This window comes from Micromonospora sp. NPDC005413 (assembly GCF_040606435.1).
Classification (GTDB): domain Bacteria; phylum Actinomycetota; class Actinomycetes; order Mycobacteriales; family Micromonosporaceae; genus Micromonospora.
In genome coordinates this window covers 1-15,625 of sequence record NZ_JBEXEV010000061.1, presented here as the reverse complement: position 1 = coordinate 15,625, position 15,625 = coordinate 1, and the positions used below count along the sequence as shown (strand labels likewise).

General features: G+C 72.6%; 17 protein-coding genes. 9 read left to right on the top strand and 8 right to left on the bottom strand.

Going from position 1 to position 15,625, the window contains the following annotated elements; genetic code table 11:
- The first annotated feature begins 178 nt into the window (after positions 1–178).
- The gene (locus ABZS37_RS32070; RefSeq protein WP_355175242.1) at positions 179–841 is read left to right on the top strand and encodes an acVLRF1 family peptidyl-tRNA hydrolase; all 663 of its coding nucleotides are present in this window, start codon (positions 179–181) and stop codon (positions 839–841) included.
- Positions 842–1,091: 250 nt separating this feature from the next.
- A complete protein-coding gene (locus ABZS37_RS32065; protein ID WP_355175238.1) occupies positions 1,092–1,376 on the top strand; it encodes a hypothetical protein in 285 nt (94 codons plus the stop codon).
- A 176-nt stretch (positions 1,377–1,552) separates the two neighbouring features.
- Here ABZS37_RS32065 and ABZS37_RS32060 read toward each other — a convergent pair whose 3' ends face one another.
- Positions 1,553–2,473, bottom strand: a complete 921-nt coding sequence (locus ABZS37_RS32060) for a neutral zinc metallopeptidase (protein WP_355175236.1) — start codon at positions 2,471–2,473, stop codon at positions 1,553–1,555.
- A gap of 263 nt (positions 2,474–2,736) precedes the next feature.
- Between ABZS37_RS32060 and ABZS37_RS32055 the strand changes: the two genes are divergently transcribed.
- On the top strand, positions 2,737–4,341 hold the full coding sequence (locus ABZS37_RS32055) for an ABC-F family ATP-binding cassette domain-containing protein (RefSeq protein ID WP_354997259.1): 1,605 nt from the start codon (positions 2,737–2,739) through the stop codon (positions 4,339–4,341).
- Positions 4,342–4,371: 30 nt separating this feature from the next.
- On the opposite strand, the gene ABZS37_RS32050 is transcribed toward ABZS37_RS32055, so the two are convergent.
- Positions 4,372–4,971 (bottom strand): cadmium resistance transporter, encoded by a 600-nt coding sequence (locus ABZS37_RS32050; protein WP_355175234.1) that lies wholly within the window; start codon positions 4,969–4,971, stop codon positions 4,372–4,374.
- 216 nt (positions 4,972–5,187) lie between these two features.
- Between ABZS37_RS32050 and ABZS37_RS32045 the strand changes: the two genes are divergently transcribed.
- The 3 genes from ABZS37_RS32045 to ABZS37_RS32035 all read left to right on the top strand — a co-directional run bounded on the left by ABZS37_RS32045 (position 5,188) and on the right by ABZS37_RS32035 (position 8,320).
- Positions 5,188–5,415, top strand: coding sequence for a helix-turn-helix domain-containing protein (locus ABZS37_RS32045; protein WP_007462679.1), 228 nt, complete (start codon positions 5,188–5,190; stop codon positions 5,413–5,415).
- A 46-nt stretch (positions 5,416–5,461) separates the two neighbouring features.
- The gene (locus ABZS37_RS32040; RefSeq protein WP_355175232.1) at positions 5,462–6,229 is read left to right on the top strand and encodes an enoyl-CoA hydratase/isomerase family protein; all 768 of its coding nucleotides are present in this window, start codon (positions 5,462–5,464) and stop codon (positions 6,227–6,229) included.
- A 114-nt stretch (positions 6,230–6,343) separates the two neighbouring features.
- Positions 6,344–8,320, top strand: coding sequence for an ABC transporter ATP-binding protein (locus ABZS37_RS32035; protein ID WP_355175240.1), 1,977 nt, complete (start codon positions 6,344–6,346; stop codon positions 8,318–8,320).
- 21 nt (positions 8,321–8,341) lie between these two features.
- Here the strand turns inward: ABZS37_RS32035 and mug are convergent, their stop codons facing one another.
- The 6 genes from mug to ABZS37_RS32005 all read right to left on the bottom strand — a co-directional run bounded on the left by mug (position 8,342) and on the right by ABZS37_RS32005 (position 12,711).
- Positions 8,342–8,947: a G/U mismatch-specific DNA glycosylase gene (gene mug, locus ABZS37_RS32030; RefSeq protein ID WP_355175230.1), complete on the bottom strand. Its 606-nt coding sequence runs from the start codon at positions 8,945–8,947 to the stop codon at positions 8,342–8,344.
- Positions 8,948–8,976: 29 nt separating this feature from the next.
- Positions 8,977–9,738: an SDR family oxidoreductase gene (locus ABZS37_RS32025; protein WP_355175228.1), complete on the bottom strand. Its 762-nt coding sequence runs from the start codon at positions 9,736–9,738 to the stop codon at positions 8,977–8,979.
- Positions 9,723–10,289, bottom strand: coding sequence for a hypothetical protein (locus ABZS37_RS32020; protein WP_355175226.1), 567 nt, complete (start codon positions 10,287–10,289; stop codon positions 9,723–9,725). Before ABZS37_RS32020 ends, ABZS37_RS32025 begins: the two co-directional genes overlap by 16 nt.
- Positions 10,290–10,312: 23 nt before the next feature.
- Complete coding sequence (locus ABZS37_RS32015) at positions 10,313–11,131, bottom strand: DUF692 domain-containing protein (RefSeq protein ID WP_355175224.1); 819 nt, start codon at positions 11,129–11,131, stop codon at positions 10,313–10,315.
- Positions 11,128–12,057: a TIGR04222 domain-containing membrane protein gene (locus ABZS37_RS32010; RefSeq protein WP_355175222.1), complete on the bottom strand. Its 930-nt coding sequence runs from the start codon at positions 12,055–12,057 to the stop codon at positions 11,128–11,130. Before ABZS37_RS32010 ends, ABZS37_RS32015 begins: the two co-directional genes overlap by 4 nt.
- Positions 12,058–12,138: 81 nt before the next feature.
- A complete protein-coding gene (locus tag ABZS37_RS32005; protein ID WP_184176807.1) occupies positions 12,139–12,711 on the bottom strand; it encodes a TetR/AcrR family transcriptional regulator in 573 nt (190 codons plus the stop codon).
- Between the two features lie 77 nt (positions 12,712–12,788).
- On the opposite strand from ABZS37_RS32005, the gene ABZS37_RS32000 reads away from it, so the two are divergent.
- The 3 genes from ABZS37_RS32000 (at position 12,789) to ABZS37_RS31990 (ending at position 15,512) form a co-directional block, all read left to right on the top strand.
- A complete protein-coding gene (locus tag ABZS37_RS32000) occupies positions 12,789–13,649 on the top strand; it encodes a carbon-nitrogen hydrolase family protein (protein ID WP_355175220.1) in 861 nt (286 codons plus the stop codon).
- A gap of 66 nt (positions 13,650–13,715) precedes the next feature.
- Positions 13,716–14,360 carry an HAD-IA family hydrolase gene (locus tag ABZS37_RS31995; RefSeq protein WP_355175218.1) on the top strand — a complete coding sequence of 215 codons (645 nt, stop codon included), beginning with the start codon at positions 13,716–13,718 and terminating at the stop codon, positions 14,358–14,360.
- A 219-nt stretch (positions 14,361–14,579) separates the two neighbouring features.
- Positions 14,580–15,512 carry an RIO1 family regulatory kinase/ATPase gene (locus ABZS37_RS31990; protein ID WP_355175216.1) on the top strand — a complete coding sequence of 311 codons (933 nt, stop codon included), beginning with the start codon at positions 14,580–14,582 and terminating at the stop codon, positions 15,510–15,512.
- Positions 15,513–15,625: the final 113 nt, after the last annotated feature.

Here is a 15,625-nt window from a genome sequence, read left to right as displayed (position 1 = left end):
CCGCTCGGTGGCGTTGTTCGTCAACGGAGAGGGCATCCGGGAGCGCGGCCAGTACGGCCAGCGCCACCACGACGCCTCGTTTCTGCTCTGCTTCACGCGTACCGGTGCCGGCCCGCCGTGCCCGCCCGCCCGGCCGGCCGCCCGCCCGGCCGGGCCCGCCGTGCCGTACGGTCGGGCGGTGACCAGTCGACCCGCAGCCGGGGGCGGCCGGTGGGTCGAGGTCGACCCGGCCCGCATCGGCCGTTGGGTTGAGGGCTTCGCCGACCGGCACGGCCCGCCCACCACGACCGTCGAGGGGTACGGGCTGCTGCTCGCCGCCCCCGACGGGTCCACCGCCGAACTGCACGCCCCACCCGGGTCGCCGGCCAGCGTCGACGTCGCCGGGTTCGTGGCCTCCGCCGTCGCGCCCCGCCGGATCGGCCTGCTGCTGGCCCGCAAGGGCGCGGTGGCCGTGGGCGTGGCCGAGGGCGCCGACCTCGTCGTCTCCAAGGTGGACCGCCAGTACGTGCAGGGACGCACCGCCGCGGGGGGATGGTCGCAACAGAGGTTCGCCCGTCGGCGCGACAACCAAGCCAAGGCGGCGATGGGCGACGCGGCGGAGCTGGCCGTACGGCTGCTGTTGCCGGAGGCGGCGGTTCTCGCGGCGGTGGTCTGCGGCGGTGATCGGCGGGCGGTCGACACCGTGCTGGCCGACCGGCGGTTGGCCCCGCTCGTGCCGCTGCGTGCCGAGCGGCTGCTCGATGTGCCGGAGCCTCGGCACTCGGTGCTGGTCGCCGCGGTGGGCGGGGCCCGGGCGGTATGGATCCGGTTGCGTGACCCGGCGCCCGACCGGGCCGACTGACCTCGGGCACTGCCGGCGGTTGGACGACGGCGCGCGATTTCAAGGATTCCTGGGACCTGGTCGGACCGGCGCTCGGAGAATGGCCGTCATCCCGTTGAGCCCCCCTGGGTAGCTCCGGAAGGGTTCGTCCGACGGGATTCCCGCCGTCTCTGGCCGAGACTGACGAAGACCAGGGAGATCATCATGCCCGGCGCCGAGGCCGAGATCCTGCGTAGCGTCCTCGACCGGTGGCGGTCCGCGGTCGACGCCCATGAGCCGGATCGCGTCCGGTGGGCGCTGCCCGGGGGACCGCGACGAGCCTGAGCGCGCGTCGTGCTTCACCGACGACGCGATCTTCCAGGGCCTGCGCCCGTACACGGTCGGCCGTGCTGGTGTCGCCGCGTACTACGCCGCCCAGCCGCTCGGCCTGACCGCCACGTACGACATCCGGGAGACCCGGCGGCTCGCCGACGAACTATCTGGAGGTCGACTTCGGCTTTACCGACCGGCCGACGCTCACCGTCCATTTCGGCGTGATCGTGCGGCGTGCCAATGACGCCTGGCTCATCGGTCACTACCAAATCTCGCGGCCCGACTGACTCGGACCGCCCGCGTCGATCATGAAGTTGTGGTGGTGGACGAAGGCCGCTTACCGTCCTAAACCGGGAACCACAACTCCATGATCGACGCCGACGAGGGTGAGGGCGACGGGTTGAGGGCTAGGGCGAGGTGTCAGAGCTGGTCGGTGCCGAAGGTGTCGCAGGTCTTCGGGTCGCCGCCGTTGAAGCCCTGCTGGAACCAGCGCTGCCGCTGCGCGGAGGTGCCGTGGGTGAACGAGTCGGGGTTGACCTGCCCACCGGAGCGCTCCTGGATGCTGTCGTCGCCGATCGCCTCGGCGGCCTGCAGCGCCTCGCTGATGTCGGTCTGGGTGATCGACGTGAAGAGCGGCTCCTGGCCGGACTTGTCCTTGCTCTCGGTGGCGTGCTTGGCCCAGGCGCCGGCGTAGCAGTCGGCCTGCAACTCCAACCGTACGGAGGCGGAGCGGGGGCCGCTCTGGTCGCCCTGGCCGGCCTTCTCGTTGGTGCCGAGCAGGTTCTGGACGTGGTGGCCGTACTCGTGGGCGAGCACGTAGGGCTGGGCGAACTCGCCCTTGGCGCCGAACCGGGAGGCCAACTCGTCGTAGAAGCTCAGGTCGATGTACACCTGCCGGTCGGCCGGGCAGTAGAACGGGCCGACGCCCGAGTCGGCCTGGCCACAGCCGGTGTTCACGGCGGCCTGGAAGTAGTTGGTCTTGGTCGGCTCGTACTTGCCCTTGCCCAGCTCCGGGTACGCCTTCTCCCAGTAGCCCTGGATGCTGTTGACGAAGAGCAGGTTGCGGCAGCGTACGTCGTCGAAGCGCTGGGCGTTGTCACGCGAGCACAGCTGCTCCAGGTCGGTGCCGCCGGCCTGCCCGCCCTCGTCGCCGTTGGTCATCGCGTTCAGGCCGAACCCGCCGCCCAGCAGCGCGACCAGCACGGCCACCACGATGCCGATCAGCCCGCCGCGACCACCGCCGCCGGGCAGCGGGATGCCCATGCCACCGCCCGCCCCACCGCCTCGGCCCCGGTCGTTGACCTGGGAGGTGTCGAGTTCGGCCCGCTCGTTGAGTTCCATGCTGACCCCGATCGCCGTATGCCGGTGATTGTCATGTGAATGTCGTTGTGTCGCCTGATAGCCGGAGGGGGTCCGGATCGCCGTTACCGATACCCGATGATCTTGGCTGGTAATCCGGGCGGGCGGTCCGGCGGCGCCCGGTACACTTGTCGGGTGCTGCGCTGCGAAGGCTGAACCGCCCCGCGCCGTCGGGCCCCTTGAGCCCGCCGGCCGTTTCGCGTGCCCCGAGTCAGCCTTCAGACCCCGAGAGCGAGCCCGAAAACATGATCACTGCCACCGGCCTGGAGTTGCGTGCCGGCTCCCGGATCCTGCTGTCCGACACCACGCTGCGCGTGCAGCCCGGTGATCGGATCGGCCTCGTCGGCCGCAACGGTGCCGGCAAGACCACCACGCTGAAGGTGCTCGCCGGCGAGGGGCAGCCGTACGGCGGGCAGATCGACCAGCGCAGTGCCATCGGCTACCTCCCGCAGGACCCGCGTACCGGCGACCTGGAGGTCACCGGCCGCGACCGGGTGCTCTCCGCACGCGGCCTGGACGTGCTGATGTCCCAGATGCAGGAGCTTGAGGCCCGGCTCGCCGAGGACACCGACGAGAAGCTGGTCCGCCGGTACGGCGCGCTGGAGGACCAGTTCGCCGCCCTGGGCGGGTACGCCGCCGAGGCTGAGGCCGCCCGGATCTGCGCCAACCTCGGCCTGCCGGACCGGGCGCTCGCGCAGACCATCGGCACTCTCTCCGGTGGTCAGCGCCGACGCATCGAGCTGGCCCGGATCCTGTTCCGCGACGCCGGTGAGAACGGCGGTGGCATCCTGCTGCTCGACGAGCCGACCAACCACCTCGACGCCGACTCGATCACCTGGCTACGCGGCTTCCTCGCCAACCACAAGGGCGGCCTGATCGTGATCTCCCACGACGGCGCGCTGCTGCAGTCGGTGGTCAACAAGGTCTGGTTCCTCGACGCCACCCGGTCCGTGGTCGATGTGTACAACCTGGGCTGGAAGGCGTACCTGGAGGCGCGCGAGACCGACGAGCGGCGCCGCCGCCGGGAGCGGGCCAACGCGGAGAAGAAGGCCGGCGCGTTGATGGCGCAGGCCGACAAGATGCGGGCCAAGGCCACCAAGACCGTCGCCGCGCAGAACATGGCCCGCCGGGCCGAGAAGCTGATCTCGGGTCTGGAGGAGGTACGGGTTTCCGACCGGGTGGCCAAGGTGCGCTTCCCCAACCCCGCGCCGTGCGGCAAGACCCCGCTCACCGCGACCGGCCTGTCCAAGTCGTACGGCTCGCTGGAGATCTTCACCGACGTCAACGTCGCGGTGGACCGGGGCTCCCGGGTGGCCATCCTCGGGCTCAACGGTGCCGGCAAGACGACACTGCTGCGGATGCTCGGCGGGCTGCTCACTCCGGACACCGGCGAGGTGCACGCCGGGCACGGTCTGCGGTTGGGCTACTACGCCCAGGAGCACGAGACGCTGGACGTGGAGCGGACCGTGCTGGAGAACATGCGCGCCGCCGCCGTCGAGCAGTCCGACACCGACCTGCGCAAGATCCTCGGCGCGTTCCTCTTCTCCGGTGACGACGTGAACAAGCCGGCCGGGGTGCTCTCCGGTGGCGAGAAGACCCGGTTGGCCCTGTCCACCCTGGTCTGTTCCGGCGCCAACGTGCTGCTGCTCGACGAACCGACGAACAACCTCGACCCGGTCAGCCGGGAGCAGGTGCTCGACGCCATCGCGAACTACCCGGGGGCGATCGTCCTGGTCACCCACGACCCGGGCGCCGTGCTGGCGCTCAAGCCGGACCGCGCCATCCTGTTGCCCGACGGCGACGAGGACGCCTGGAGCGACGACCTGCTCGAGCTGGTCGAGCTGGCCTGATCGAGTCCGGGCGGGCCGCTCGGCCCGTTCTCAGCCGAGCAGGTCGACCAGCCGGCCGAGCACGCCCGAGCTGACCAGGATCACCAGGCCGATGCCGATGAAGATCGTCGGCACCAGCCAGTGGCCGGCGCGCTCGACCAACCGGACCACCTGGGGGCGCCCGCCCAGCCAGGCCCCGGCGGCGCACCACAGCGCGATGAGCAGCACGAAGACCAGCAGGAACACCGCGCTGTCGGCCACGCCGAGGGCTCGGAAGACGGGTACGTAGACGGCCACGTTGTCGGCGCCGTTCGCGATGGTCACCCCGGCCACGCCGAGCATCCCGGTGACGACCGCCGGGGCCTCGTCATCGGCGGAGCCCCGCAGCGCGCGTACGCCCAGCGCGATCGGCAGCAGACCGAGTAGCCCCGTCCACGGGTCCGGCACCACCAGAAGCCCGGCCGCGACCACGGCGCTGGCCAGCACGAGCGCGCCGATGCCGAGGTATTGGCCGGCGACAATCTGCCAGGTGCGGGGTCGGCCGGTGGTGCGGGCCGCGACGAAGAACAGCGTCAGGATGACGATGTCGTCGATGTCGGTGGCGGCGAAGACCACGGCAGCTCCGGCCGCGGTGCCCAGCAGGTCGATCACGACCGAAGGCTACGGGTCGCCGGCAACCGCCAGCGCGCGGCGGTGGTACGCCTGGACGCCGCCGCGCGGCCGATCGCCAGGATCACTCTATCGGGAAGCTGACATTGCATAGCGTGTCGGTTGGCGAAGAGTTGATATCTGGCGCATGATCGTTCGAGGCGGTCTAATAGGTGGGACCGTATCCGAACCGCACAGTCTGGGACGTGAGGACACAGCATGGCAGCCACTGGCACAGCCACCAGCACTGAGAAGGGTCGCCGGATCGTCGGAGCCGAGCGTCAGACGCTCGCCAAGGACCTGGTAAAGCGGTACACCTCGGGGGAGAGCATCCGCGCGTTGGCGGCCTCGACCGGCCGTTCCTACGGGTTCATCCACCGAGTGCTCACCGAGTCCGGGGTGCAGCTGCGTCAGCGCGGCGGTGCCCGGCGCCGCAAGAAGGCGTGACCCGCCCCCCAGCGTCGTCCACCAGCGCCGCGCCCCGGGCCGCCCGGTGACCGCCGAGGCGACCGGGGTTCGGCTCGCCTGCGACGGGCCGGTTGCCACGGTGACGTTGTGCCGGCCCGACGTGCTCAATGCTCAGACGCCCGCGATGTGGCGAGCGATGAGCGACTTCTCCCGCGACCTGCCCGGCGACGTGCGGGTGGTGGTGGTGCGGGGCGAGGGGCGTGCGTTCTCCGCCGGGCTCGACCTCGCGGTGGCTGGCGCTTCCGGCCCGGGTTCCTTCGCGGAGCTGGCCACACTTCCCGAGCAGGAGTGTGCGGAGCGCATCACGGAGTTCCAGGCCGGTTTTACTTGGCTGCACCGGCCGGACGTCATCTCCGTCGCGGCCGTGCAGGGCCACGCGATCGGCGCCGGCTTCCAGCTCGCGCTCGCCTGTGACCTGCGAGTGCTGTCCGCGGACGCGAAGCTGTCGATGGCTGAGGTGACCCTCGGCCTGGTGCCCGACCTGGCCGGCACGAAACGCCTCGTCGAGTTGGTCGGCTATGCACGGGCGCTGGAGATCTGCGCCACCGGCCGCCGGTTGGACGCCGCCGAGGCGGACCGGATCGGGCTGGCTACCCTTGTCGTGCCACCAGCCGAGCTGGACGGCGCGGTCCAGGACCTGACCGCTGGCCTGCTCTCCGGGGCCCGCGACGCGGTGGTGGAGATCAAGGCGTTGCTCGCCGGAGCGGCCGGGCGGTCGCACGCCGACCAGCAGCGCGCCGAGCGGGAGGCGCAGACCCGCCGGCTGCGTGACCTGGCTGGCCGGGGAGAATAGGTAAGGACCGCACGGGAAGATCCGGGTTACGACCGAGGTTGTCACAGTCGTCGGGAGAATTGACCTGACGGTGCGGTCTGCCCGATGACCCGGAGGTGAGCGGTGTCCAACCCGATGTCCGGCGGTGGCATGGCCGGATGGAGCATGCTCCGGTCGATGCGCAACCGCGACGAGGTCGCCGGCCACCGGCTCAAGCGCGGTGTGGCCCGGCGCATCGTGGCCTTCGCCCAGCCCTACCGGCGCGACATCGTCGTCTTCCTGGCCACCGTGGTGTTGGCCGCCATCATCGGCGTGGCCACCCCGGTGCTCGCGGGTGACGTGATCAACGCGATCAACCGGGGCGGCACCGAGGCCGGCCGACTGGTGGTGCGGCTGGCCCTGTTCATCGCCGCGCTGGCGGTCGCCGACGCACTGCTGTCGCTGGCCCAACGCTGGTATTCCGCCCGGATCGGCGAGGGCATCATCCTCAACCTGCGCACCCGGGTCTACGACCACGTGCAGCGGATGCCGTTGCAGTTCTTCACCCGTACCCAGACCGGCGCCCTGGTCAGCAGGCTGAACAACGACGTGCTCGGTGCCCAGCGGGCGTTCACCTCCACGCTGTCCGGTGTGGTCAGCAACGTCATCCAGCTGGTGCTCACCGCGGCCGTGATGTTCACCCTCTCCTGGCAGATCACCGCGCTCTCGCTGGTGCTGTTGCCGATCTTCATCATTCCGGCCCGCAGGGTCGGTCGACGGCTGGCCGACATCACCCGCGAGGCGTACAACCTCGACGCCAAGATGAACGCGACGATGACCGAGCGGTTCGGGGTGGCCGGTGCGCTGCTGGTGAAGCTCTTCGGTCAGCCCGAGATCGAGGCCCGTCGGTTCGCCGGCCGGGCCGAGCGGGTCCGCGACATCGGCATCGAGTCCGCGATGTACTCCCGCACGTTCTTCGTGGCGATGCTGCTGGTCGCCTCACTGGCGCAGGCGCTCACCTACGGCCTCGGTGGCTGGCTCGCGGTGACCGGCGGCGTCAGCGCGGGCACCGTGGTGACGCTCGCGCTGCTGCTCACCCGCCTGTACGGCCCGCTCACCGCGCTCTCCAACGTCCGGGTGGACGTGATGAGCGCGCTGGTCTCCTTCGATCGGGTCTTCGAGGTGCTCGACCTGAAGCCGGGCATCGTGGAGAAGCCCGACGCGGTGGCGGTGCCCCGGGGCACCGGCCGGGTCGACTTCCGCGAGGTGCGCTTCCGCTACCCGAGCGCCGCCGAGGTCTCCCTCGCCTCCCTGGAGGAGGTCGCCACGCTCGACCGGACCGTCAACGAGCCGGTGCTCAAGGGAGTCTCGTTCAGCGTGGAGCCTGGGCAGATGGTCGCGCTGGTCGGCCCGTCCGGCGCCGGCAAGTCGACACTGTCGATGCTGATCTCCCGGATCTACGACGTCACCGACGGGCAGGTGTTGGTCGGTGGGGTCGACGTGCGCGACGCGACGCTCGCCTCCCTGCGCGACGAGATCGGTGTGGTCACCCAGGATTCGCACCTGTTCCACGAGACGATCGCCGAGAACCTGCGCTACGCCAAGCCGGACGCCACCGACGACGAGATCTGGGCCGCGCTGGCCGGCGCTCAGGTCGCCGACCTGGTCCGGTCGCTGCCCGACGGGTTGGACACCACGGTGGGGGAGCGCGGTTACCGGTTCTCCGGCGGCGAGAAGCAGCGCATCGCGATCGCCCGGCTGCTGCTCAAGGCCCCGTCGATCGTGATCCTCGACGAGGCGACCGCACACCTCGACTCGGAGAGCGAGGCGGCGGTGCAACGGGCACTGTCCGTGGCGCTGACCGGGCGGACGGCGCTGGTGATCGCACACCGGCTCTCCACGGTCCGCGACGCCGACCAGATCCTGGTCCTCGACGGTGGGCGGATCGTCGAGCGGGGGCGGCACGACGAGCTGGTCGCCGTCGGCGGGCTCTACGCCGAGCTGTACCGGACCCAGTTCGCGGTTGCCGACTCGCCCACCCCGTTCGTCGACGCGACCGGCCCCGAGCCGGTGGTCATGCCGTTGGGCACCTATCACGCCGACGAGGTGCTGCCGCCCGCCGCCGCCAACTGATCCGTTCGCGGACGGCGACGGTCAGGCCGGCCTGCGGTCCGGCAGGTCGGCTGCCACCCGCAACTCGTCGAACGCCAGGCCCAGGGTGACCGGAGTGAAGTGCGCGTTCAGGCCGCTCGGGTTGGGCAGCACCCACAGTCGGGCGCCGGCCAGCGACTCCGGTTGCGGCCCGAAGGTGGCCTTCGGCCGGCGAAAACCGATCCGGTACGCGGTCACCCCCACCACCGCCACCCAGCGCGGCCGATACCGGGCCACCTTGTCGGTCAGGATCGCGGCACCGTCGAGAAGTTCCTCGGTGCTCAACTCGTCCGCGCGGGCGCTGGCCCGGGCGGCCATGTTGGTGATGCCGAGCCCGAGGGCGGGCAGCTCGTCCTGTTCGCTGGGGTGCAGCAGTCGGGGAGTGAACCCGCCCCGGTGCAGTGCGGGCCAGAACCGGTTGCCGGGCCGGGCGAAGTGCCAGCCCGTCGCGGCCGACCAGAGGCCCGGGTTGATGCCGACGAAGAGCACCGCCAACCCCGGCGCGAGGACGTCGGGGATCCTCCGGTCAGCGGCCGCCGCCAAGTCCGCCCGGGTCGGCCGCGGATACCCGGCAGCAGCACGGGCACGTCCGGCGTTCTCGGGCAGCACCGCAGGGGCATCTCGGGCCGGGTCGGGTGTCACAGCCCGCGCAGCGCGCCGCCGTCGACCGGCACGGTGAGACCGGTCAGGTAGCTCGCGGCGGGGGAGAGCACGAACGCGGCCACCCGCCCGAACTCGGTCGGATCGCCGATGCGGCGCAGCGGAATGCCGGCCTCCGCCTCGGCGCGGGCCCGCTCCGGGTCGCCGGTGGCGGCGAAGAGCTCCCGGTTGCGGTCGGTGAGGATCCGGCCGGGCAGCAGACCGACCACCCGGACCCCGCGCGGGCCGTAGTCGTCGGCGATGTCCTTGGCGGCCCCGACCAGACCGGGCCGCAGACCGTTGGAGATGCCGAGGCCGGGCACCGGGCCGCGGGCCGAGGTGGAGAGCACCAGCCCGATCGCGCCGCCCTCGGGCAGCGCGCCGGCGATGGTGCGTACCGCGCGGATGGTGCCCAGGAAGACGGTCTCGAAGGAAAGCCGCCACTGCTCGTCGGTGATCGCCGCCGCGTTGCCCGGCGGTGGCCCGCCGACCGAGATCAGCGCGCCGTCGAGCCGGCCGAAGTGCTCCTGGGCCGCGGCGACGAGCTGCCCCGGGGTCTCCGGGTCGGTCAGGTCTGCGGTCAGCCCGACGGCCCGCTCCGGGCCACCCAGCCGCTGTGCGGCGGCGGCCACAGCGTCCGGGTCCCGGGCCGAGAGCACCACCCGCGCCCCGTCGGCGACCAGGCACTGCGCGGTCGCGTAACCCAGACCGCGGGAGGCGCCGGTGAGGACGTACACGCGGTCGGTCAGTCCGAGATCCATGAGGCCGATCCTGCCGCATCCGGCACGCCGTCGCCATCAACGGTGGACGCCGTCGGGGGACGCGGGGCTGGGCGCAGCAGGCGTACCCTCCCGGCGATCTGCACCGCGACGGCGCCGCCGGCGCGGCCCACCGCCGGCAACCGACGCGGACGCGGCGCTCGAAGCCCGTCGTAGCGCAGTCGGGCCTCCCGGACGGCCAACTCCTCGGCCGCCGCCGGAGGCAGCGCACGCTGTTCGTGCAGTGCGCGGGACAGGTCCCAACCGTCGCGCAGTGACCCTGCGGTAGGTCGCCGGGCGGCCCAGTCGGCGAACGTCGTCGACCACCTGGCACCGAGGCCGGCGGCGAGCAGGGGCCAGTGCCGGGTCACCTCGCCGGCACGTTTGCGCAGCAGGGCCGCCCGGGTGGCGGCCAGCTGGGCCGGTGCGAACCCCGGCGGTGGCGGGCCTCCGGCGACCAGCGTCGCGACCAGCTGCGCCTGGCGTTCGGCGAGCCCCGTGAGAGCGCCGGATGGCGGCGTGCCGGCGTCGTTGCTCGGGGCGGTGCTGCCCACCGGGGCTCCGGCCGAGGGGGCGGTCATGTCACGGCCGGGAAGCCCGCGGCGGCGGCCAGGGCGTCCAGTTCGGCGCGGAGCTCGGCGGCCGGTGGGTAGTGGCCGTCGCGTTCCAGCAGCAGCGCCGGCGGTCGCTGCCGGGCGCAGAGCGCACCCACCAGCTCCAGCACCGCCGCCGGCACCGGATCGGTGTGGGTGTCGTGGTAGAAACCGCCGTGCTCCGCACCGCCGGCCACGTGCGCGTACGCGACCCGCTCCAAAGGCAGACGGTCCAGCAACGCGAGCGGGTCGGTGCCCCGGTTGCGGGCGTTGGCGTGCACGTTGGCCACATCCAGCAGCAGCAGTGCCCCGGTCCGGTCGAGGATCTCGGTGAGGAAGTCCGCCTCGTCCAACTCGTCGTCGGGCCAGTCGACCAGCGCGGCGATCGGTTCCAGCGCGATCGGCACCGGCAGCTCGGCCTGGGCCCGTGCCACATTGGCGCAGACCGCGTCGACGGCCTCCCGGCTGCGGGGCAGCGGCAGCAGGTGCCCGGCCTCCAGGCCGCCGGCCCGGACGAACGCGATGTGCTCGCTGACCAGCGGGGCGTCGACGCGTTGCGCCACCGCGGCCAGGTGGGCGACCCGGGCGGGGTCGACCGGCTCGGCGCCGCCGAGGGAGAGCCGCACACCGTGCGGTACGACCGTCACCGCGCGCTCGCGCAGTTGCGCCAGGCCCGGCGGGAGCGGCCCGGACGTGGGCACCGCCTCGGCCACCACCTCGACGAAACGCAACCCGGGCAGCTCGGCCACGAACCCGGCGATCTCCGGACGCCAGCCGATGCCGACCCCGGACGGGCCGGTCATCCGCCGCACCCCCCGCCCCCGCCGCCGCAGCCACCTCCACCGCCGCAGGAGCTGCCACCGTCTCCGCCGGAGCTGTCGCCTCCACCACCCGACGAGCCGTCGGCGCCACCCGACCAGCCGCTGCCGGACGCCGCCTGGCGCTGAATCTCGGCCTGCTCGGCGAAGCCCGGGTCGAGCATCCAGAACGAGGCGGTGCCGTACAGGGCCACACCCATCGCCGCGCCGGCCGCTCCGTAGGTGGCGTAGGCCGGCGTGGAGGCCGGCGCGAGGTGGGAGTGCTCGCGGCGCAGGCCGCGCAGCGCGGCCCGGCCGGCCCGGGTGAGCAGGGGCGCCCGGCGCAGCACCAGCGTGAAGCTCAGGAGCGCGAACAGGGTCAACAGCAGGTAACCGACCGGGTGACCGCTGAACAGGCCGGAGACCAACCGGAGCACACCGAAACCCAACAGGGCGATCAGGATCGTGCCCCAGAAGCGGGCGCGTGCACGCTGCGTGTCGTTCGTCAGCAGCCCGCGCTGCTCAAGGCCGTTCCGGATCTGGTGCAGCGCGACGCGTACGCGCTCGTCCTGCGGCAGGTCCCGGACCCGCGAATGCTGGTGGGCGGCCCAGAGGATGGCCTGCTCCAGCGGGGTGAGCCCGGTCGGCGCGGCACCGACGGTGGTCAGCCGGCGGTCCGGTCGCACGCCGATCGCGCCGCTACCGCGTAGCCCGCCGAGCGCGGCGTGCACGGCGAGTTGAGGCCCACCGTTGAGGTACGCGACCTGCTCCGGCCCGAGTGGGTCGGCCGTGGCAGCCGTGGGTCCGGCCGCGAGACGGATCCGGTGGTACACCGCGATCGCCACCACCACCGCGGCCGTCAGGAGGTAGTACCGGATGAAGGTCGGGCCGGGAATGCCCCAGGTGTCGCCCGACGCGGCGTAGACGGTCATCGGCTGCTCCTGTCACCGGAGGGATCGGCGGCCCCATTGTGGATCAGCCTCGCCACGGTCGGCGTACCGGTGTCCGCGCGGTCAGCGGCGGCGAACCGCCTCCTCGACCAGGTCGAGCACCGGGCCCAGGTCACCGGCCGGTCGGCCCATGGCCAGGTGCAGCACCAGGCCGTCGTAGGCCAGCTCCAGGAACTGGGCCAGCACATCGATCGGTACGTCCTCGCGCAGCACTCCGGCGTCGCGCTGGCGGGCCAGCCGGTCACGGGTCGCCTCGGCGATCGCAGCGGACCGCTCGGCCCAGCGCCGGGCGAACGCGGGGTCGGTGCGCAGGCGGCGGGAGACCTCCAGTTGGCTGCCCAGCCAACCGGTGGTGTCGGGGGAGACGGCGCGGGCGAGCAGGTCGCGCATCACCTGCACGAGACCGTTGCGGGCCACCGTCTCGACCATGGCCGCGGCGTCGTCCTCGGCGACGGCCAGAAAGAGCGAGTCCTTGTCACGGAAGTGGTGGAAGATGGCGCCGCGGGACAGGCCGGTGGCCTCCTCGAGGCGGCGTACGGTCGCCCCCTCGTAGCCGAGCCGGGCGAAACACGCCCGCGCGGCGGCGAGGATCTCCTGCCGGCGCGCGTCGAGCTGGTCCTGGCTTACTCTGGGCACGCGTCGATCGTTGCAGGTCACCCCGGGGCATGCAAACCGTACGTACGGCTTGGTATGTCGCCGATTACCATCGCCCGGTGACCCTGCCCCGTACCGTGCCCACCGCCCCGCTGACCGTGGCCACCGTTCAGGCCACGCCGACGCCGGGTGACGTCGCCGGCAACGCGGTCGCCGCCGCCGACCTGGTCCGCCAGGCTGGTGAGCGGGGCGCCCGGGTTGCCGTCCTGCCGGAGCTGTTCCTCTGCGCGTACCACCCGCCGGCCCTCGCCGCCGACCCGGCCGGCACCGACGTCGCGGCCGACCCGGACGGGACCGTCGCGGATGCCCGGCTCGACCCGCTGCGCGCCGCGGCGCGCGCGGCCGGCGTCACCGTGCTGGTCGGCGCCGCAGCCCGGCACCCGGACGGCCGGCGGACCATCGCCGCGCTGGTGGTCGACCGGGCCGGCACGGTCCGGGTCGGGTACGACAAACAGCAGCTGTGGGGTGACGAACGCGAGCTGTTCAGCGCGGGCGGTCGGGGTGCCACGCTGCTCGTCGACGACTGGCGGCTAGGGCTCGGCATCTGCTACGACGGCTGTTTCCCGGAGCACGGCCGGGCCGCCGCCCTCGACGGCGCGCACGGTTACCTGTGCCCCAGCGGTTACCTGGCCGGCTCCGAGCACCGCCGGGACCTTTACTACGCCGCGCGAGCCCTGGACAACACGATGTTCGTGGTCTTCTCCAACGCGGTCGGCGGCGTCGACCCGTGGCGGTTCAACGGCGGCGCGGCGATCTACGATCCGCAGGGACGGGTGCTGGCTCGGGGCGCCGACGACGGCACGGCGGTGCTGGTGGCGACGCTGGACCCGGCAGCGCTCGCGGCCACCCGGGCGGCCCATTCGATGCTCGCCGATCGGCTGCCGGACCAGGGCGGCCCTCGGGTGTCGATGTCCGGCTGAGCCCCGTCGTCAGGTCGATACCCGCCGGATCTGTTGGCGGACACGTCGGTCCCGTAGGGTGCCCGAGTGCCACTGCTCCTGCTGGACCTGGACAACACCCTGCTGGACCGGGCCGGGCCGTTCCGCCGCTGGGGTGAGCGCTTCCTGGACGGCATCGGCGCGCCCCCCACCGACATCGACTGGCTGGTCTCGATCGACGCCGACGGGTTGACCGACCGCTGGGATCTCGCCGACGCGATCCGGGACCGCTACGAGCTGCGCATCCCCTCGATCGACCTGGTGGAGGAGCTGCACGACGGGGTGGTGGCACAGACCCGGCTCGACCCACTGATCGCCTGCGCGTTGCGGATCGCCGACGACGCCGGCTGGGTGCCGGTGGTGGTCTGTAACGGCACGGTACGCGTCGAGGACACCAAGATCCGCAAAACCGGCCTGGACCGCTACGTCGCCGACTGGGTGATCTCCGAGGAGGCCGGAGTCAGCAAGCCCAACCCGCGGATCTTCGCGCTCGCCGCCCAGCGGGTCCGGATGCCGCTGCGCGGCGCCTGGGTGGTCGGCGACAGCCCGGAGGCGGACATCGGCGGTGCCGCCGCGGTCGGGCTGCCCAGCGTCTGGCTGCACCGGGGGCGCACCTGGTCGGACGACCGGTTCGCGCCGAGCCACACCGTGGACGGGCTGATCGCCGCGGTCGCCACCGTGCTCGCCCGCTGAGGGTTCGCTCGCTCGCTGGCCGTCGCTCGCCAGGTCTCGCCGCTGTTCGGACGGCGGCTCGGTAAATCGGTTGACCGGCTGCCGTGGGGCGGCGAGCATTGTCGGCGCATGGTGCATCCCGGGCGTGTGCCCGGTCGAGGAGAGGGGGTCGGTCATGGCCGTCTCCGCAGGTCGCTTCCAGCCGCCTTTCTCAGCCTCGACCAAGGGAACCTCACCACAGTGCGCGATCATGACCTTCCGGCGCTGGAGCGCCGGAGCCGCGGCAAGAGCCGCTTCGACGACGACGAACCGCAGTTTCTGAAGCGCGGGCGGCCCACCGAGCCGCCCGCAGACCCGGACAGTCAACCTGACCCGGACACCGGCGAGCGCTGGTCGTCCTGGGACGACGCCGTGCACGGGCCACAGCCACACCCGGACTGGCTGATCACCGAGTTGGCCGCCAAGGACACCGAGCTGGGTGTGCTGAAGACCGGCAAGGAGGCGGACGTCCACCTGGTCCGTCGGGCGGTGCCCGACACCGACCGGTCCTGCCTGCTGGCGGTCAAGCGCTACCGCGCTCCTGAGCACCGGCTGTTCCACCGGGACGCCGGTTACCTGGAGGGCCGCCGGGTTCGCCGGTCCCGGGAAAACCGGGCGATGGAGGGCCGGACGGCGTTCGGCCGGCAGATGATCGCCGGGCAGTGGGCCGCGGCCGAGTTCGACGCCCTGGCCCGGCTCTGGGAGATCGGCGCCGGGCACGACCGGATCGCCGTGCCGTACCCGGTGCAGCTACGGGGCACCGAGCTGATGCTGGAGTTCGTCGGTGACGCCGAGTCGGGGCAGGCGGCGCCCCGGCTGGCCCAGCTGCGCCCCGGCCCGGCCGAGCTGCGCGACCTGTGGGCTCAGCTGGTGGAGGCGCTGCGCGTGCTGGCCCGGGCCGGCTATGCGCACGGCGACCTGTCGCCGTACAACCTGCTCGTGCACCAGAGTCGGCTGGTCGTGATCGACCTGCCGCAGGTGGTCGACGTGGTGGCGAACCCGCAGGGGCCGGAGTTCCTGGCCCGCGACGTGCGGGTGGTCGGCGCCTGGTTCGCGGCCCGGGGCCTGCCCGCCGAGCAGGTCGATCCCGGGACGCTCACCGGAGAACTGCTACGCGAGGCGGGCCTCCGCTGATCGGAGCGGGGGGGGGGGGGGGGGGCGGCCCCCCCCCCCCCCCCGCGGGGGGGGGGGGGGGTGGGGAAGAGGGTGAAAAGGATGGTGTGTGAAAGGGGGGGGGGCGGGTCGAG